The sequence below is a fragment of the Bradyrhizobium sp. 22 genome (assembly GCF_000482425.1).
Classification (GTDB): domain Bacteria; phylum Pseudomonadota; class Alphaproteobacteria; order Rhizobiales; family Xanthobacteraceae; genus Bradyrhizobium; species Bradyrhizobium japonicum_B.
Genome location: NZ_KI519399.1, coordinates 1,581,566 through 1,599,616 on the forward strand (window position 1 = coordinate 1,581,566; position 18,051 = coordinate 1,599,616).

The 18,051-nt window shown below is 66.4% G+C and carries 13 protein-coding genes and 1 pseudogene; 9 read left to right on the forward strand and 5 right to left on the reverse strand.

What is annotated here, in order from left to right; translation table 11 throughout:
• Positions 1 to 20 precede the first annotated feature (20 nt).
• Complete coding sequence (gene poxB / locus K410_RS0108870) at positions 21 to 1,757, forward strand: ubiquinone-dependent pyruvate dehydrogenase (RefSeq protein WP_028134517.1); 1,737 nt, start codon at positions 21 to 23, stop codon at positions 1,755 to 1,757.
• 101 nt (positions 1,758 to 1,858) lie between these two features.
• Here poxB and K410_RS0108875 read toward each other — a convergent pair whose 3' ends face one another.
• Both K410_RS0108875 and K410_RS0108880 read right to left on the reverse strand, forming a co-directional pair.
• Positions 1,859 to 2,224 carry a hypothetical protein gene (locus K410_RS0108875; protein WP_028134518.1) on the reverse strand — a complete coding sequence of 122 codons (366 nt, stop codon included), beginning with the start codon at positions 2,222 to 2,224 and terminating at the stop codon, positions 1,859 to 1,861.
• Positions 2,225 to 2,291: 67 nt separating this feature from the next.
• Positions 2,292 to 3,200: a PaaI family thioesterase gene (locus K410_RS0108880; protein ID WP_028134519.1), complete on the reverse strand. Its 909-nt coding sequence runs from the start codon at positions 3,198 to 3,200 to the stop codon at positions 2,292 to 2,294.
• Positions 3,201 to 3,340: 140 nt separating this feature from the next.
• Between K410_RS0108880 and K410_RS40300 the strand changes: the two genes are divergently transcribed.
• Complete coding sequence (locus K410_RS40300) at positions 3,341 to 3,661, forward strand: hypothetical protein (protein ID WP_028134520.1); 321 nt, start codon at positions 3,341 to 3,343, stop codon at positions 3,659 to 3,661.
• A 184-nt stretch (positions 3,662 to 3,845) separates the two neighbouring features.
• Entirely contained in the window at positions 3,846 to 5,060 is a 1,215-nt protein-coding gene (locus K410_RS0108890; RefSeq protein WP_028134521.1) for an LON peptidase substrate-binding domain-containing protein, read from the forward strand.
• A gap of 16 nt (positions 5,061 to 5,076) precedes the next feature.
• Here K410_RS0108890 and K410_RS0108895 read toward each other — a convergent pair whose 3' ends face one another.
• A complete protein-coding gene (locus K410_RS0108895) occupies positions 5,077 to 6,546 on the reverse strand; it encodes an amidase (protein ID WP_028134522.1) in 1,470 nt (489 codons plus the stop codon).
• Between the two features lie 565 nt (positions 6,547 to 7,111).
• On the opposite strand from K410_RS0108895, the gene K410_RS0108900 reads away from it, so the two are divergent.
• From K410_RS0108900 to K410_RS36635, 5 genes are all read left to right on the forward strand, one after another.
• Entirely contained in the window at positions 7,112 to 9,451 is a 2,340-nt protein-coding gene (locus tag K410_RS0108900; protein ID WP_028134523.1) for a Tex family protein, read from the forward strand.
• Positions 9,452 to 9,770: 319 nt separating this feature from the next.
• A complete protein-coding gene (locus tag K410_RS0108905; RefSeq protein ID WP_028134524.1) occupies positions 9,771 to 10,952 on the forward strand; it encodes a hypothetical protein in 1,182 nt (393 codons plus the stop codon).
• Between the two features lie 109 nt (positions 10,953 to 11,061).
• The gene (locus K410_RS0108910) at positions 11,062 to 12,213 is read left to right on the forward strand and encodes a hypothetical protein (RefSeq protein WP_155253299.1); all 1,152 of its coding nucleotides are present in this window, start codon (positions 11,062 to 11,064) and stop codon (positions 12,211 to 12,213) included.
• A gap of 14 nt (positions 12,214 to 12,227) precedes the next feature.
• Positions 12,228 to 14,771: an NHL repeat-containing protein gene (locus K410_RS36630; RefSeq protein ID WP_155253300.1), complete on the forward strand. Its 2,544-nt coding sequence runs from the start codon at positions 12,228 to 12,230 to the stop codon at positions 14,769 to 14,771.
• A gap of 145 nt (positions 14,772 to 14,916) precedes the next feature.
• On the forward strand, positions 14,917 to 15,648 hold the full coding sequence (locus tag K410_RS36635) for a DsbA family protein (RefSeq protein ID WP_049819970.1): 732 nt from the start codon (positions 14,917 to 14,919) through the stop codon (positions 15,646 to 15,648).
• A 21-nt stretch (positions 15,649 to 15,669) separates the two neighbouring features.
• On the opposite strand, the gene K410_RS0108925 is transcribed toward K410_RS36635, so the two are convergent.
• Together K410_RS0108925 and K410_RS0108930 are read right to left on the reverse strand one after the other, a co-directional pair.
• Positions 15,670 to 16,041 carry a response regulator transcription factor gene (locus K410_RS0108925; protein ID WP_028134526.1) on the reverse strand — a complete coding sequence of 124 codons (372 nt, stop codon included), beginning with the start codon at positions 16,039 to 16,041 and terminating at the stop codon, positions 15,670 to 15,672.
• Positions 16,038 to 16,904 (reverse strand): S1C family serine protease, encoded by an 867-nt coding sequence (locus K410_RS0108930; protein WP_028134527.1) that lies wholly within the window; start codon positions 16,902 to 16,904, stop codon positions 16,038 to 16,040. The genes K410_RS0108925 and K410_RS0108930 overlap by 4 nt, the downstream gene beginning before the upstream one ends.
• A 183-nt stretch (positions 16,905 to 17,087) precedes the next feature.
• Between K410_RS0108930 and K410_RS0108935 the strand changes: the two are divergent.
• Positions 17,088 to 18,049 (forward strand): annotated as a pseudogene (locus K410_RS0108935) (VOC family protein).
• Positions 18,050 to 18,051 lie beyond the last annotated feature (2 nt).

The following is an 18,051-nucleotide window of genomic DNA, read 5'->3' on the forward strand; positions in this document are numbered from 1 at the left end:
CGGCGCAGCAGGAGACCGACATGGCGATCAACAACGTGGCCGATCTGTTCGTGGCAACGCTCGAGCAGGCCGGTGTCAAGCGCATCTACGGCATCGTCGGCGACAGCCTGAATGCGCTGACCGAGGCGTTGCGCCGCCGCGGCACGATCGAATGGGTCCATGTTCGCCACGAGGAGGTCGCAGCCTTCGCCGCCGCCGGCGAAGCCGAGATGACCGGCAGCCTCGCGGTGTGCGCGGGCTCCTGCGGTCCCGGCAATCTGCATCTGATCAACGGCCTGTTCGACGCGCATCGCAGCCGCGTGCCCGTGCTGGCGATCGCGGCGCAGATCCCGACCGCCGAGATCGGCGGCGGCTATTTCCAGGAGACGCATCCGCAGAACCTGTTCCGCGAATGCAGCCATTATTGCGAGCTGGTGTCCGACCCCAGCCAGCTTCCTTACGTGCTGGAGAACGCGATCCGCGCCGCGGTGGGCCTGCGCGGCGTCGCCGTGGTCGCCATGCCCGGCGACGTCGCGTTCCGCAGCCCGCCGAAGCGTGCGCTGTCGACGACGCGCGGCCTTGGCGTGGCGACGCCGAAGGTGGTGCCGCAGGCCGGTGAGCTCGAGGCGCTCGCCGATCTCCTCAACAGTGCCGAGCGCGTCACCCTGTTCTGCGGCCGCGGCTGCGCCGGCGCGCATGCGCCCCTGATGCAGCTCGCCGAGGCGCTGAAGAGCCCGATAGTGCATGCGCTGGGCGGCAAGGAGCACGTCGAATACGACAACCCCTACGACGTCGGCATGACCGGGTTCATCGGCTTCTCCTCGGGCTATGCCGCCATGCACGCCTGCGACACCCTGTTGATGCTCGGCACTGATTTTCCCTACAAGCAGTTTTTCCCGACCGACTGCCGGATCGCGCAGATCGACATCCGCCCGGAGAACCTTGGCCGCCGCTGCAAGATCGATCTCGGTCTCGTCGGCGACGTCAGGCTCACCATCGAGGCCCTGCTGCCGCTCTTGAAATCGAAGACGCAGCGCAAGCACCTCGACGACGCCGTCGCGCACTACAAGAAGGCGCGTGAAGGCCTGGATTCGCTCGCCAGGGGCACGCCGGGAAGCAAGCCGATCCATCCGCAATATCTCGCCAAGGTCATCAGCGACCATGCCTCCGACGACGCGGTCTTCACCGCCGATGTCGGCACGCCGACGGTGTGGGCCGCGCGCTATCTCGACATGAACGGCCGCCGCCGGCTGATCGGCTCCTTCGTGCACGGCTCGATGGCCAATGCGATGCCGCAGGCGATCGGTGCGCAGGCGGCCCAGCCCGGCCGGCAGGTCATCTCGCTCTCCGGCGACGGCGGCTTCACCATGATGATGGGCGACCTGATCACGCTGACGCAGGAGAAGCTGCCGGTGAAGGTGGTCGTCTTCAACAACGGTGTGCTCGGTTTCGTCGCGCTGGAGATGAAGGCGGCCGGCTTCGTCGATACCAATGTCGACCTGGAGAATCCCGATTTCGCGGCGATGGCGCGTGCGATGGGGATTTTTGCCAAACGCGTCGAGGATCCGGGCGAGCTTCCCGGTGCGGTCAAGGAGATGCTGGCGCATGACGGGCCGGCCTTGCTCGACGTCGTCACCGCCAAGCAGGAGCTGTCGATGCCGCCGACCATCACCGCCGAGCAGGTCAAGGGCTTCAGCCTCTGGGTCTTGCGCGCGGTGATGAACGGCCGCGGCGACGAGGTGCTGGATCTTGCGAAGACGAATCTGCTGCCGCGCTAGCGCGCGATGAAATCAAGATTGACGCCACAGCGCCGGTGCGCTCCCTCTCCCGCAAGCTCGCGGTAGAGGGTTGGGGAGAGATGAGGACCGCATGCGCAATCTCAACCCCGCTTGACCGAGGGCGCAGGCAGCCGCTGCTCACGGCGCTGGAGACGTTGCCAGTGCAGCACGGCGCCGACCACCAGCGCCGGCGCGAAGCCGAGCACGATCAAGAAATGCGGCAGAACCTCCGATGAGACGAAAGCGATCGCGATGTCCGAGATCAGCCAGAGCGCCGCGAACATCACCGCGAAGTCCGTTCGCGGGCAGCGCAGGTAGTAGAACACGGCGGTGATGAATATCGCGGGGCCGATCGCGGCCGCGAACATGATCGCGGTCAGCTCCTTCGGCGTCACCGCGTCGAGCATCATCGAGGCGAGCAGCCAGAGTGCGGCGAACATGGCGACGATGTCGAGCGGATGCCGCAATCCAATACCTCTCGCGGGGACGCGCTATCGTTGTGGCCGCAGCCGTGGCCGTCAAGTTAAAATGCGTTCATTCGTCGTCACTTCCCGGCATCGGACGCAGCATGAAATGACCAAAGGCGGTGGCGATCGGCTTCGCCGCATCGTCCTGCCATGCGCGCGCCTCGAAGGCGACGATACGCCGGCCCTGCTTCACGATCGAGACATTGGCGAACGTGTCGAGCGCGCGACCCGATCGGAGGTAATTGACGGTGAGGCCGATCGGCTTGGGCGGCGCGGCGGTACCGAGCTCGCGCGCGACGCCGATGACGGCCGTCGTCTCGAGGAAGGCGCCCGTCATGCCGCCGTGGATCGCAGGCAGGATCGGATTGCCGATGATCTGCGGCGAGAACGGCATCGTCAGCGTGCCGTCGTCGTTGACGCGGATGCCGAGCGCGCGCGCGAACGGGCTGCGCGCGAACGGCCCGTCCGGATCCTCCGGCGCCTCCAGCACCGGGATGCTGCGTGCATCCATCTGGTGATCGGCGAGCATGTTGGTGCGGTTGGCGCCGATCATGAAGCAGGCGGTCGCGGTCGCGACCGGATCGTCTTCCGAGTCCTGATAGGCGGTGGAGCGCACGAAGGCGATCGAGCGCGTGGTGCGGTAGCAGACCGAATGCGCCTTGATGTCGAGGCCTGGCGTCGCCGGCTTCTGGTAGTCGATGCGCAGGTCGAGCGTCGCGATCGCGCGCGTGCCGTCGAGCGCAAGCTGCACCGCCATGCCGCAGCTCTCGTCGAGCATCGCGGTGACGACGCCGCCATGCAGCACCCCGGTCTCGGTGTCGCCGACGAAGACGGGCCGATAGGGCAGGCTCGACCAGGCTTCGGCCGGCGCGAAGCGGTCGAGCTGGAGGCCGCTGATATGGCCGTAATCGGAGCGGCGGTCCTTGATCGCCTCGGCGAGTTCCTCGAACGGGAGCGTGGTCGGTATGGTGCTCATGGGGACGTTCTAGACCAGTGTCGGCTGCCGCGCAAAAGCCCCGGATGGAATCCCGCACCGCAGGCGGTTTGGCCTCGACAGAGCGGGCCGAAGCGCCGATGGTGGGCGCTTCGTACGCCAACGAACTGCAAGGAGCGCCCATGGCCGACCCCGAAACGCCCGCCGCCAATCAGGGGCCCGTCATCATTTCGAGCTCCAGCGCGGAGCGGGCGCCGATCGTCTATTTCGACGGCGCATCCTGCTTCGGCCATCACAACGGCGCGATCCAGATCGAGCTCGCCGCAAACCTGTTGATGCCGGTCGGCGCCGCCGTCAGGGTCGACGTGGTCCAGACCGCGCACTTGCGTTGCAGCGTCGCCGCGGCGCTGGCGCTGCGCGAAGCCCTCGACAAGGCGCTGGCGATGTACCAGCAGGGCCAGAAGCAGCCGATGGCGGAGGAGATTCCGGCGGTGAAGAACTGAGATCGCAATTGACAGCGATTTATCTTTGGGCCACCTTCCGTGCAGGTTGATACGACCTGCCGGTTGCACCCTCCGTGGAATGGTGAACGTATCGAGCCTTCGTCGGCCTCCCCTTTGCCCGAGCGACCGGGTCAGCAACGCAACCACCTGACACACCTGGATCGCTCATGCAGAGGACGAACCGATGCGCGATTTTCGCGATGCCAAGGCTATGGCGCAGACCCTGCGCGAATCCCTGACCACCAAGGCCGTCACCATCAGTCACAGCGAAAGCTTCGAACTGGTGTCGAGGATGCTGGGCGTTGCCGACTGGAATACATTGTCGGCAATGCTTCACGCCGAGCGGCGCGATCTTGCGGCGCCGCCTGAGAAGCTCAAGACAGCGACGACGCTCTATCCCGCCGTTCCGCTCCGCGATCTCGTTCCGTTTCCAAATGCGACATATCCGATGTTTGTGGGCCGGGAGAGCTCCTTCCAGGCCCTGAATCAGGCGTTTGAAGGCGGACGGGAGGTCGCGCTGGCGGTTCAGCGGGAGGCGGGCGTCGATGATCCCCGATTTGCCGACGTCTACGAGATCGGCATCGTGGCCCAGCTGCTCGAACTCGAACCGCTCCGCGATGGCACGTTCAGAGTGCTGGCGCGCGGACTGCGGCGAGTGGAGCTACGCGGCTTCGCGACCGAATCGGCCGCCTATTGGGCTGAGGCGGTCGACGTCAGCGAAGGAGTTGCCCGCAACGCAAGGGATCTCATCCGAAGCATCTATCAACGTTTCCAGGATTATACGGCGGCTCATGGAATTCTGGTGCCGGACCTCTGGCTGTTCTTCGATCAAACCCGTGATGCCGGGCAAATCGCCGATACTATCGCGGCGCGGATGAAGTTGCCCATCAAGGACAAGTATGAGTTATTGGCGACACTCGATCACATGACGCGGCTCGAGCGGATCGAGGCGCTGCTCAATCTGTCGCAACGGCCGGTCTCGGCAGACTACGCGGCTACGAAACGGCAGGCGCTTGATCATGCTGATCGGCGCCGCCATCAATACGCGACACTCGAGCATTTGCTGCTCGCTCTGACCGAGGATGCGAACGCGTCAGCGGTGATGCGCGCCTGCGACGCCGATCTCGACAAGCTGAGGCAAAGCCTCGTGCAGTATCTCGATAACGAACTCAAACACACCGTGATCGAGACCGGACGTGCCGAGCCGACGGCGGCCTTCAAGCGCGTCGATCAGCGCGCCCCGTTCCTTGCCCAGGAACTCGGATATCCTGAGGTCACCGGCGTCAATGCGCTTGTGGCTCTGTTTGCCGAAACACGGAGCCCCGCGGCGCGCCTCCTCGCGGAGCACGGCGTGTCGCGCGGGCGCGTCGACAAAGCGATTGCACGAGGCGTTGGTTAAGGCGCGCGGTCTCGCCTCAGCTCACATGCACCTTCGGCTTCTTGCCGCCGTTCCACTTGCCGTCCAGCGCGCGCTCGATCTGGGCGGCGAGTTGCAGCAACAGGCCGTCATTGGCCTGCTTGGCGATGGCCTGGATGCCGAGCGGCAGGCCGTGGTCTTGCATGGCCATCGGCATCGAGATCGCCGGCATGCCGCAGAGATTGGCCAGCGGCGTAAATGCGAAGAAGCGCCAGAGATTGCCGAACCAGTCCAGCACGTCGGGATTGTCGGAGATGGTGAGATATTCCCTGGTGCCGACCTTCGGCGTCGGCAGCGCGGTGATCGGCGTCAGGATCACGTCCCACTGCTCGAAGAAGGCGCCGAAGCCGCGCGATGTGGTGTTGAACACGCCCTGCATCTTCGCGCGCTCGGCGAAGCTGGTGTGGCGGCCGGCTTCCCAGATCCGGATGTTCATCGGCTCGATCAGGTCTTCCGGCGGCTTTTCCAGCCCGCGCGCGGCGAGCATGTTGGAGATCACCACCGCGAAGTTCGAGATATAGCAGGTGGTCTGCGCGGCGAAGGCGGCGCGGAAGTCGAGCTCGGGCAGCGCATGATCGACGTGATGGCCGAGGCCTTCGAGGAAGCGGCCGGCCTTCTCCAGCTCGGCGGCGATCTCGGGCGTCGCGGTGTAGTCGCCCCAGCTGTGCGACAGCGCGATGCGCAGCTTGCCGGGATCGCGCTTGATCATCTCGGAATAAGGCTGCGCCGTGGTCCAGAACGGCATGAACTCGCCGGGCGCAGGTCCCCTCGCATGATCGACGAAGGCGGCGGTGTCGCGCACGCTGCGCGACTGGCAGCCCTGGATTGAGACGAGGCCGGTCAGGTCCGACATGTGGGGCGCCAGCGAGAACACGCCGCGCGAGACTTTCAGGCCGATATTGCCGTTGACGCCGGCGGGAATGCGGATCGAGCCGCCGCCGTCGGTCGCGTGCGCGATCGGCACCACGCCGGCGGCAACCATCGCGGCGCTGCCGGCGGACGAGCCGCAGGTGGTGTAGTCGGTATTCCAGGGATTGCGCGTGACGTAGACGGCCGGATTGTCGGCCGAAGAGCACACGCCGAATTCCGGCGTCGTGGTGCGTCCGATCAGGTTGAGGCCGGCCTGGCGGAATTTACCGGTGAGGAACGTATCGGCGCTCGCGCGATTGCCGCGCATCAGCAGCGAGCCCATTTCCTGCAGCCGGCCCTTCATGGTCGGACCGAGATCCTTCATCAGGAAGGGCAGGCCGGCGAAGGGGCCTGCGAGATTGGCGCCGTCCTTGGCGGGATCGGCGATCACATCCTCGAACACCTCGACCACGCCCGAGAGCGCCGGATTGACCTTGGCGACGCCCGCGGCGGCCTGGCGCGCCAGATCCTTCGCCGTCAGCTCGCCCTTGCGGACGCGGCCCGCCAGCGCGACGCCATCGTGCTGCGCCCATTCACTCCAGCTCATCGGCAAGGTCATGAAATCAAATCCTCTCAAGGTGCGGCGCCAGCTTTTTCGCAAGGGAGGGCCTGAATCAACTGAGCCGGCGCGAGGGGCAGGGTTGCGCGGGGCGGAGGGGTCGCGGGCGCGCGCCGTCTCAATCCGGCAGCGGTGTGACAATTGCAACCTCACATTCGCAGCCATCGCCCGCCGGGTTGCGACGAATGACGGCGGAAGTCGAAGAACCAAGTGCTGCCTCATACTCCGTCATTGCGAGGAGCCGTTGCGACTTCGCTCGCAGTGACGGCGCGGAGAGAGCCGGCGCACGCGCCGCTCGTGCCCCGGACGCAGCGCAGCGTCGCTTCGACGATGCGCTGCAGAGCCGGGCCCATCTCGCTACAGCTGTGCCGCCGTCCGGGACACGTGAAGCGTCAGTCACGCGCCTCCCCACGAATGTGGCGAGATCGCATCGGTTCGAGAAAAAAATCCCTTGTCGACGGCCCTCCGCCGTACCTTGATGAATCAGCCCCGGTTGGTCCATAAGCGGCGTCCCGTGGCCGGTGCTTCGCCGCCGCTCCACGGGCTTGGATAGAGGGAATCTCGCGTGGCAAATATCAACCAGAAAATTGCGCAGGAGCTTGGGGTCCGCAGCGAGCAGGTCGAGGCGGCGGTGACGCTGCTCGATGGCGGCGCCACGGTTCCCTTCATCGCGCGCTACCGCAAGGAAGCGACCGGTGCGCTCGACGACGCGCAATTGCGCACCCTGGAGGAGCGCCTGGTCTACCTGCGTGAGCTCGAGGACCGCCGCAAGGCCATCCTCGAATCGGTCCGCGAGCAGGGCAAGCTCGATGCCGCGCTCGAAGCCTCGATCATGGCTGCCGACAGCAAGGCGCGCCTCGAAGACATCTATCTGCCGTTCAAGCCGAAGCGCCGCACCAAGGCCGAGATCGCCAAGGAAGCCGGCCTCGAGCCGCTCGCCAACCAGCTGATGGCTGAGCCGACGAGCGATCCGAAAGTCGTGGCCGAAGCCTTCGTCAACGCCGAGAAGGGCGTCGCCGACGCTGCCGCTGCGCTCGACGGTGCCCGCGCCATTTTGGTCGAGCGGTTCGACGAGGACGCCGACCTGATCGGCGCACTGCGCGAAGACATGTGGACCAATGCGCGCATGGCGTCCAAGGTGCGCGACGGCAAGAAGACCGAGGGCGAGAAGTTCGCCGACTATTTCGACTTCTCGGAGCCGCTGACCAAGCTGCCCTCGCATCGCATCCTCGCGATGTTCCGGGGCGAGAAGGAAGAGATCCTCGACCTGCAAATTCAGGCCGAGGCCGAGGCGCCGCCGCCGGGCGTGCCCAGCCCCTATGAATTGAAGATCATGAAGCGGTTCGGCATCGCCGACCTCAAGCGCCCCGGCGACCGCTGGCTGATCGACACCGTGCGCTGGGCCTGGCGCACCAAGATCCAGGTGCATCTGAACATCGACCTCCGCATGCGGCTGTGGAACGCGGCCGAGACCGAGGCGGTGCGCGTCTTCGCCTCGAACCTGCGCGACCTGCTGCTGGCCGCCCCGGCCGGCACCCGCGTCACCATGGGGCTCGATCCTGGCTACCGCACCGGCGTCAAGGTCGCGGTGGTCGATGCGACCGGCAAGGTGGTCGATACTGGCGTGATCTATCCGCACGAGCCGCAGCGGCAGTGGAACGAGTCGCTGGCGACGCTCGGGCGCCTGGCGATGAAGCACAAGGTCGAGCTGATCGCGATCGGCAACGGCACCGCTTCGCGCGAGACCGACAAGCTCGCGACAGAGCTGGTCAAGGGGCTCGCCGAGCTGAAGATGTCCAAGATCGTGGTGTCCGAAGCCGGCGCGTCGGTCTATTCGGCCTCCGCCTTTGCCTCCGAGGAATTGCCTGATCTCGACGTCACGCTGCGCGGCGCGGTCTCGATCGCGCGCCGCTTGCAGGATCCGCTCGCCGAGCTCGTCAAGATCGAGCCCAAGGCGATCGGCGTCGGTCAATATCAGCACGACCTCGGCCAGGCCAAGCTCGCCAAGTCGCTCGATGCTGTGGTCGAGGATTGCGTGAACGCCGTCGGCGTCGACGTCAACACCGCCTCCGCCCCGCTGCTCGCGCGCGTGTCGGGCGTCGGCTCGGGTCTGGCGCAGAGCATCGTGGCGCACCGTGACGCCAACGGACCGTTCAAGTCGCGCAAGGCGCTGAAGGACGTGCCGCGGCTTGGTCCCAAGGCGTTCGAGCAGTGCGCAGGCTTCTTGCGCATCCTCGGCGGCGAGGATCCGCTCGATGCCTCCGGCGTGCATCCGGAAGCCTATCCGGTGGTGCGCCGCATCCTCGCGGCCACCAAGAGCGACATCAAGGCGCTGATCGGCTCCAGCGAGATCGTGCGCACCCTGAAGCCGAAGGACTTCGTCGACGAGACCTTCGGCCTGCCGACCGTCACCGACATCTTGAAGGAATTGGAGAAGCCCGGCCGCGACCCGCGCCCGGCGTTCAAGGCCGCGGTGTTCAAGGAGGGCGTCGAGGAAATCAAGCACCTCAAGAAAGGCATGATCCTCGAGGGCACCGTGACCAACGTCGCCGCGTTCGGCGCCTTCGTCGACATCGGCGTGCACCAGGACGGCCTCGTGCACATCTCGGCAATGTCCAAGACCTACATCAAGGATCCGCGCGAGGTGGTGAAGCCCGGCGACATCGTCAAGGTCAAGGTGCTGGACTTCGAGGTCGCGCGCAAGCGCATCTCGCTGACGCTGCGCCTCGACGACGAGGTCGGGGCCAAGAAGGACGCCCCCGGCATGCAGCGCGACAACGGCGCACGCAACCCTTCGCGCATGACCTCGTCGGCGCCGCGCCAGCAGGAGTCCTCCTCCGGCGGCGGCGCCCTCGCCGAAGCGCTGCGCCGCGCGGCCGAGAAGAACGGCGGCAAGCGGGTGTAGCAGCAGAGCGCCTGGCATAGGTCAGGCTCCATCCACGTCGTCATTGCAGGTCAGCGACAACGTCGCCCGCCAGGCAATGGACTTGGCCTCAGCCTCGTCGCCGCCGTCGCGCGGGCCTTCACGGTGCGGAGATCGCGCTGGGCGACAGCGGGCCGGGACCGACGGTGCAATTACGGTTTCCGTCGCCCACGAGCTGGAGGTGCGCTGATGCCGATCGGCGTCTCGATATCGCGGGGTCATTGAGCCACCTCAATATGGGCCGAGGCGGATCGGCCTAGCTTTCGACCGCAATCTTGCTGCCTCAGGTTGCGGGGGGACGATGCGCATCGAATTTCCAACCGGCTGGCGAAGGTATGGTGCGGTGGTCGTCGCCGCGATGCTGCTGCTCGCGTCACCGGCGCGCGCGGGGTGCAGTCTCGAGGACCTCGCCAAGTCTTTCTACGGCACGCTCAAGGCAACATATGATTGCGAGTCGCTCTGTTCCGACAGCGAGACCAACTGCGACCTCGCGATCGCGCTGGATCTGGCCCTCGCCGGCGTGGCGATCCAGGGCTCGGACACGGGCAAGGGTCAAGACCTGGTCGATCAGTTTTGCGCACAGGCGACGGGCTCCGGCGACGTGATCGCCGACAAGCTGCAGGCGATATTCGGCAGCTCCATTCCGGCCGACATCTACAAGAAGCTGAAGGAGAACAGCTCGGCCCAAAAGATCGCGAAATGCTCCTGCGAAACCGAGCAGAGCACGAATTCCATCGGTTTCGACCTCGGCGAATGCGCTCAGGATTTGCTGTGCGGCGGGTTGGGGATTGGGTGCAACTGCACGCGGCCGCCGCCGCAGAAGGCTTTTTGCGGGTCGGTCGACGTCAAGCATTGCCAACCCATGGGTCACTTCGACCAGATGAAGGATCCGGCCTGCATTCCGTACAGCTCCATCGCCAATTGCAATCCGAACTGGCAGAAGTGCGGATACGGCGACAACAGCCCGACGGTCGCGAAAGCGGAGACGCAGGACGGAACGCTGGCCATCTGGCTGCCGCCGACGCAGGAGAACACCGGCTGCGATCCCGTGCAATCCTGCTTCTGCCCCAAGCCGATGGTTCCGGCTTGGCACGAGGTGGCCAACCCAGGGACCGATGTGCATCGCTGGCTGTTCGCGTGCGACTGCCCGTATGAAGCCGATAATCCGGATCACCAGACGCATCCCGGCCCGATCCTGCCGAACGGGCTGTCACAGTGCCTCTGCGACAACACGAATCAGCCGGCAAATCTCGGCTTCGCGCCGTTCGGCATGTGCCCGCCGCCGGCATGTCCCGCGGGACAGATACGCATCGGCCAGAGCGGCGAATGCGTGAAGCCGTGCGCGGATCCGACCCAGGGCATGGCGTTCGACGGCAGCTGCTGCAACCCGGCGCAGATGACGACCTGCGGGCAATGCTGCCCGCCAGGGACGATGCCCGATTCGAACAGCGGCACCTGCGTGCCGAAGCAAATCGTGAAGTGAGGCTGCAATCATGCCGTCTCGCCGACACAGGTCGATCTCAACCGTTGTCCGCGTGATGCGCCGGGCGTCCGCGCCCGCGTTTCGCAAAGTCGGCTTGAGAGCCTCGTCCGTGGTGTTCGCTATCGCCGCAACGATCCTGCTGGCGGCGCCGGCGCGAGCGGGGTGTAACCCCAGCGACATATTCAATGCCACCAAACAGTCGGTGAGCGGACTGTCGGATTGCGCCTCGGCCTGCGCGACTGGCGCCGGTTGCGCTGCGGCGGCCGCGGCGACCGGCATCCTCACCGAGATCGCCGCCTCGGCGGGACAAGGCGTGGTCAATTCGTTCTGCAGCCATGTGCAGGGCAACGCCAACCAGATCCTCGGTGCGTTGCAGTCGGCGGGCGGGTCGTCGATCGGACAGAGCTTGCTCAACGAATTTGCCGATGTGCTGACGGCTGTCGGTTCGCCCGCGGCGGTCGTGCAATGCGCCTGCCAGACCGAGCAGGGAGTCGGCTCGCTGGGCTCCGATCTCGGGCAATGCATGGAGGATGTGCTGTGCTGGCTTCAGGGCGTACTCGGTGATTCCTGTGACTGCAAGCGGCCGCCGCCTGCCATCGTCAGTTGTCCGTCGATCGACGTCAAGAAGTGCTTGGAAGACCACGACTACTCGGGAGTCTGGAACCCGGCATGCATTCCCTCCGCCGGGATCGTCAACTGCAACCCGGATTGGCAGCAATGCGGATACGAGGGATACAGCCCGTCAGTTGCAAAGCTGCAGACCCCCGAGGGAACTCTTGCCGAGACATTGCCCGCCACCGCTGAGGGCACTGGTTGCTACGGGGTCTCCTATTGCTTCTGTCCGGTGCCGATGAACCCTACCTGGCACCAAGTGCCAAATCCGGGTGGCGATCTTCCCCGGTTCATGTTCACGTGCGATTGCCCGTACGATCCGAATGACCCTGATCGTCAAACGCATCCCGGCGCTCTGATGGCGAACGGGATCTCGTCGTGCCTGTGCGACAACACGAACCAGCCCGCAAATTTCGGCTTTGCGCCATTTGGCATGTGTCCGCCTGCGGCGTGCCCCACCGGACAGGTCCGCATCGGTGGAGTCGGCGCCTGCGTGACCCCGTGCTCAGATCCGAGTCAGGGCATGGCGTTCGACGGGAGCTGCTGCAATCCCGCTCAGATGACCTCGTGCGGGCAGTGCTGCCCGCCGGGCACCTTGCCTGACCCGAAGAGCGGCACCTGCGTCCCGCGACCTCAGCCCCCGAAATGAGGCGACAGAGCACCATGGAACCTCGTCGACACAAATCGTTCGTCAACGCGTCCCGCGCGATGCGGCGTATCGCCGTCGCGCTGAGCCTGGCTCTCGCGCTGGGCAGTGCGGCCTCGGCTCAGGCGCCGCGCGGCGTCTATGCGCCCGGCCAGGCCGCGGTCACCGGCTTCTCCGGCGGGCTCCGGCCCTTCGAGATCGAGCCCGGCCAGGACGCCGATGCGCGCTCCTTCATCAATCCCGACGGACCGTCGCTGCGCGTCGTCGATCTCAGCCGCATGGGCGGTCCACCGGAGGCGCAGCTCGTCGGAGCGCCAAAGCCCTTCACGGTGAGCGCGAAATGGATCGGGCAGGTGTTCGGCGTCGCGCTGGACGACCAATCGCCCGCCAACATCTATGTCGCGGCGACTTCGGCCTATGGGCTGTCGATCGTTGCGCCCGGAAGCGATGGCAAGCCGCAGCACATCAGGTTCGGGACAAACGGTGCGGCTTTCATGCCGGCGCAGTGGGGACCCGGAGGCGGGCCCGGCTCGATCTGGAAGATCAACGGCCTTACCGGCGAGGTGAAGCTGTTTGCGAATGTCGTCACCGCCGGGAGGGCGAACTCGGGCGCAGCGCTCGGCGGACTGGCCTACGATCCCGCTACGAAGTCGCTGTTCGTCGCCGACCGCGAGACGGGTCTCATCCATCGCTTCGGCATGAATGGCGCTGATCTCGGCGTCTACGATCACGGCACAACCGGCACCGCCGCCGTCGGGATCGCGCCCTTGCCGGCAACTGCCGGGTCCGGCATCGATCTCACCAGCCCGCAATTCGACAGTGCGCGGCCCGAGACCTGGGGCTACGCCGCGCCGGGACGTCGCGCGTTCGGCCTCGCCGTGCGCGATCATCGGCTCTATTACGCGGTCGCCGAGGGGTTGCGGGTCTGGTCGGTCGGGCTCAACGCCGATGGTTCGTTCGGCCCGGATATCAGGATCGAGGTGGCCGCGCCGCCCGCGGCCGGCCCCACCGAGATATCGCGCATCACCTTCGACGACGCAGGACGGATGTATCTCGCCGAGCGGCCGGCGCCGACCGGCGCCCAGGATTTCGAAGCGCTGTCGGTGCCGTCGATCGGCCGCGTGCTGCGCTATACGGTGATCGGCGTCACGGCGGCAAAGCAGCCGATCTGGCAGGCCGTGCCGGACGAATATGCGGTGGGCTTTCCCGAGACCTTCCGCAACGACAATGGCGGCGTTGCCATCGGTTACAGCTACGACGGGCACGGCAACATCAATCCGCGCTCCTGCGGCGGCTTCGTCTGGACTACCGGGGAGCAGTTGCGGCACGCCACCGATCCCAAGCTCGTCGCACAGCTCGGTCAGAGCGATATGCTTGCAATCGACGGGCTGCAGGGCAATCCGGCCTGGCGCACCCGCCGTGACGACGCGCCGCCGCGGCTCAGCTATTTCATCGACTATGCCGACGCGCCGCCGGATCTGTCCGCGCGGGGACATCTGGGAGACATCGCCATCCTGCGCACCTGCGCCGAACAGCCGGCGCAACTTCTGCCGGGCTTGCGCCCCGTCGGCGTGCCGCTGCCGCCGCCGCCGCCGAGCTTCCGGGCCTGTCAGACCCATGTGTGCGGCCCCGGGGGCAAGCCCGTGTGCCCGATCAATCAAGTGTGGAGCAACGGCGCCTGTGCCTCGGACTGCGCGAAGTCCGAGACTCTTGTCAACGGCAAGTGCTGTTCAGCGGTTGATCTTCGCCCCGGCGGCGCTTGCGGCAATCCCTCGACCGACATCGGCAAGCCGATGTGCGGAACGACGCAAACGGCGATCGGTCCCAACCACGAGTGCTGCGAGAACGATCACATCTATACCGGCTCGGGCGGGGCGCAGCTTTGCTGCGCGGGTGCTCTGGTCAACGGCAAGTGTCAGCAATTCATTCCCAAGATTCCGGGCGGCATATGCCTGGACTGCTGTTCGCCGGGTTACGTGAAGATCGCGGGCAAATGTTGCCTGAAGAGCCAGGCGACCTCGAAGGGGGTGTGCTGTCCGATCGGCCAGACTCCGAGCGCCGACGGGACGCAATGCCAACCGAAATTCAAGATTCCGAAGATCTCGCTTTGTTGTGCCGCCGGCTATGTGCCAACCGCGGCGGGAAAGTGCTGCGCGGCCGGAAACCTGACGTCGAGCGGCGAGTGCTGTCCTGCCCCGGTCAATCCGGACGATCGCTCGCAGTGTGTCGCACAGAGCGGCAAGAAGTCCTCGCAGCAACCCTGCGCGGCAGGCGAAACGCGTGACGACAAGGGCACCTGCGTGGCGCGCGCGCCGAAGCCTGTGCCGGTCAAGCCTTCGCCCGTTCCCGTGCCGCGTCCCTCGAAGCCGAAGGCGCCTGAAGCACGTGAGCCTTCTACTACGAGCCGTCCGATCAGCTGTCCGGCCGGAACCGTCCCAGGGCCGTTCGGCAAACGCTGCTTGCCGGCCGGACCTCGCCGAGTTGCGCCGCCTCAGCCTAGCCGGGTTGCGCCGCTTCAGCCCGGCCGTGTTGTGCCGCCTATGCGGCAACGGGAGCGCTAGGATGCTCTTGAGAGGTAAGTGGAGGAATTCGGCAATGCCAACAATGATCGACAGACCAAGGCTTGCGTTACACCGGCTCCACGGAGCCGCGCTAGGCATATTCGTCGCTGCCGCAATTGCGGTGCCGAGCACGGCGTACGCAGAGATGCAACGCAAGGACGTCGACGAGGCCATCCAGCAATATCTCGCCGCGCACCCGGAAGCCCTCGGCCCGGCAATCGAAAAATACCTGGCCGATCACCCCGAGGCGGTGCGCAATGCGCTCGTGGCCCTCATTGCCAAGCGCAACGCCGCCGCGCAGACCGCCCCAACGCCTGCGGCAAGCAACATCAGGCAGGTGATCAGTGACAACGCCAAGGCGCTGTACGCCGCGCCGCTGCAGACGACCCTCGGCGCCGCCGAAGGCGCCCGCACTTTGGTCGAATTCTACGACTTCAACTGCGGCTATTGTCGCAAGGCCCTGGGCGACACGCTGGCGCTGATCGCCGACGAGCCGAACGTGCGCATCGTGCTCAAGGAGCTCCCGATCCTGGGCCCCGACTCCGTCGAAGCCGCCAAGGTCGCGATCGCGCTGCAGATGCATCATCCCAGCGCCGCCGAAACGCTCGAATTTCATCGCCGCCTGATGGCGACGCAGGGCCGGGTCGATCGTGCCGCGGCGCTCGCGGTCGCGGCCGATCTCGGCTTTAACGCGGGGGAGATCGAGAAGAATGCGGCCAGCGCCGAGGTGAGCGAGGCCCTGCAACAGAACATGCGCCTCGCTTCGGCGCTCGGCATCAACGGCACGCCCGGCTATGTCGTCGGTGACAGCGTGATCCCCGGCGCGGTCGGCGCCGCAGCCCTGAAAGCGCGCCTCCAGGCCGCGAAGGCGCCGTGATCGCCTGAGCGCGCGCCGACCCTACAGCTCGATCACGCCGCGACGGGCGGCGTGAGCCACCGCATCGGTGCGGCCGGTGGCATCGAGCTTGTCGAGCAAAGAGCCGACATGGAACTTGACGGTGTGCACGGAGATGCCGAGCCGGCGCGCGATCATCTTGTTGGAGGCGCCCTCGGCCATCAGCGCCAGCACGTCGAGCTCACGCTGCGTCAGCGCGATGTCATCAGGCATGATGCGCGGATCACGCGCGACGATCGTCGCCGCGGCAGATTCGCCGGGCGCGGCAAGGCGTAGCCCTGTGACGTTACCGAGCAGCTTCGCCAGGCGGTCGGCGAGCGCGGCATCGTCGATCTCCAGGGACACCACGATCTCCGGGGAGCTGTCTTCACTCACGTCTCCGGCCTCTCGCCGACCGTGACCTTGAAGCCGGCCGGCTCGCCGCCACGGTGCACCGCGAGGTCGATCACCGCGCCGACGCTCGAAGGTCCCAGCGTCCGCGACAGCGCGCGCACGCCGGACAGCTTCTGGCCGTTGACTGCGACGATCACGTCGCCCTGACGGATGCCGGCTGCGGCCGACGGTCCGGCCTTGTCGACATGCATCACCATCGCGCCGACGCCTTCGTCGAGCCGCACCGGCTGCAGTCCGAGGCCGAGATAGCCGCGCGCGATGCGGCCGCGCGCCTCCAGATGGGAGGCGACCCGCTCGATCGTCGCCGTCGGGATCACCAGCACGCGCCGCGGGCCGAGCACCGCCATGCCGAAAGCTTGTCCCGAGGCATCAAGCGCAAGGCCGCCCTGCTGGCTGTCGCGCAAGCGGACGTCGAGCTCGATCCGCGCATCGATCTCGCCGCCGCGCAGGGAACGCCAGCTCTTTCCGGACGCCGACACCATCCCGAGCGCCGCGCTCGGCGTGTCGCGGTTGGTGGCGACCACGATCGCCAATGCGCCCAGCGGCGGGACAATTGCCGCGAGCTGGACCGGGGTCGATGCGATGTCGGCGCGGAGCAGCGCGATGTCGGTGGTGTGGTCGCGGCCGGCGATCGTGGCTGGGCTCGTGCGGCCGTCCGGCAGGTCGATCTCGACCTCGCCTTCGTCGGCCAGCGCCTCGTCCGCGGTGATGATCAGGCCCGTCTTCCAGACGAAGCCGGTCGAGCGAAAGCGATGCGAACGCACGGAGACGATCGAGGGTGCGGTGCGCGCCACCACGTCCGCGAGGGCGGATGACAGTGACGACAGGGGACTGGGATCGGTCATGGCGTGCTCCTGTGATTACGCTCAATCTGGGATGTCGCGGGGAATTGCGAAACTGGCCGGGTGGCCAGGACAGGGACGGCCTCGTTGAGACAATGGCCGACGAACATGTGATTGGGAGCGCCTCACGGGAACGTGTAGCAATCCCGGGATTGCGCCCCGTGGCCCCAAGGATTGCGAGCCGTCATGACCGTCGACCTCACCCGCCGCACCCTGCTGCAACTCGCCGGCGCAATCTCGCTTGCCGCGGCCGCCACGGCGGCGGCACGCGCCGAAGGCATGCAGCAAAACGGCGGGCCGACCTATGCCAGCCGCACGCCGATGCGGGTCGGCATGGTGACGCTGCGGGTGAAGCACCTCGACACGATCGCGGATTATTATCGCGACGTGATCGGCCTCACCGTGGAGCGGTCGGCGACTGCGGCAAAGCTTGGCACGGCTGGTATCACGCTGGTGGTGTTGGAGGCCCGGCCCGATGCGGCGATCGAGCCGCGCAACGCTGCCGGCCTCTATCACACCGCCTCCTGATGCCGACCCGCAAGGATCTGGCGCGTTGGCTGGTCCACGCCGCCTCGCACCGCGTGAAGCTGTCGGGCTTTGCCGATCACCTCGTCAGCGAATCCGTTTATCTCGATGATCCCGAAGGCAACGGCATCGAGGTCTATGCCGATCGCGATCCCTCGCAATGGCAGTGGAGCGAGGGCAGCGTGAAGATGGCGGCCGACGAGCTCAACATTCCTGACCTGCTCTCGCTGACCAATCCGCGCGTGCCCGATTATGCCGGGGCGCCCGAGGGCCTGCGCATCGGTCACATGCATCTGCGGGTTGGCGATCTCGCGCAGGCCGGCAATTTCTATCATGGTGCGATCGGTCTCGATCCCACCCGCAGCCGCAGCGGCGCGGCGTTCCTGTCGTCCGGCCGCTATCATCATCACCTCGGCATCAACGTCTGGCAGAGCCAGGGCGCGGGCCAGCGCGACGATCAGACGACCGGCCTTGCCTGGTTCTCGCTCGTGACGGACAAGCCGGACATTGTCGCCGCCCAGGAGCAGCGCCTGCGCAAGGCCGGCGCGAAGGTCACGGCGCTCGCGGACGGCCTGGAGGCGGTCGATCCCTGGGGCACGCGGATACGCTTGCTCAAGGCTTGATA

Excerpts from the sequence above, each read along its gene's own strand:
- K410_RS40300 (WP_028134520.1), top strand. The coding sequence starts at position 3,341 with ATGGCCGACCCCGAAACGCCCGCCGCCAATCAGGGGCCCGTCATCATT.
- K410_RS0108890 (WP_028134521.1), top strand. The coding sequence starts at position 3,846 with ATGCGCGATTTTCGCGATGCCAAGGCTATGGCGCAGACCCTGCGCGAA.
- K410_RS0108880 (WP_028134519.1), bottom strand. The coding sequence starts at position 3,200 with ATGAGCACCATACCGACCACGCTCCCGTTCGAGGAACTCGCCGAGGCG.
- K410_RS36630 (WP_155253300.1), top strand. The coding sequence starts at position 12,228 with ATGGAACCTCGTCGACACAAATCGTTCGTCAACGCGTCCCGCGCGATG.
- K410_RS0108895 (WP_028134522.1), bottom strand. The coding sequence starts at position 6,546 with ATGACCTTGCCGATGAGCTGGAGTGAATGGGCGCAGCACGATGGCGTC.
- K410_RS0108905 (WP_028134524.1), top strand. The coding sequence starts at position 9,771 with ATGCGCATCGAATTTCCAACCGGCTGGCGAAGGTATGGTGCGGTGGTC.
- K410_RS36635 (WP_049819970.1), top strand. The coding sequence starts at position 14,917 with ATGCAACGCAAGGACGTCGACGAGGCCATCCAGCAATATCTCGCCGCG.
- poxB (WP_028134517.1), top strand. The coding sequence starts at position 21 with ATGGCGATCAACAACGTGGCCGATCTGTTCGTGGCAACGCTCGAGCAG.
- K410_RS0108930 (WP_028134527.1), bottom strand. The coding sequence starts at position 16,904 with ATGACCGATCCCAGTCCCCTGTCGTCACTGTCATCCGCCCTCGCGGAC.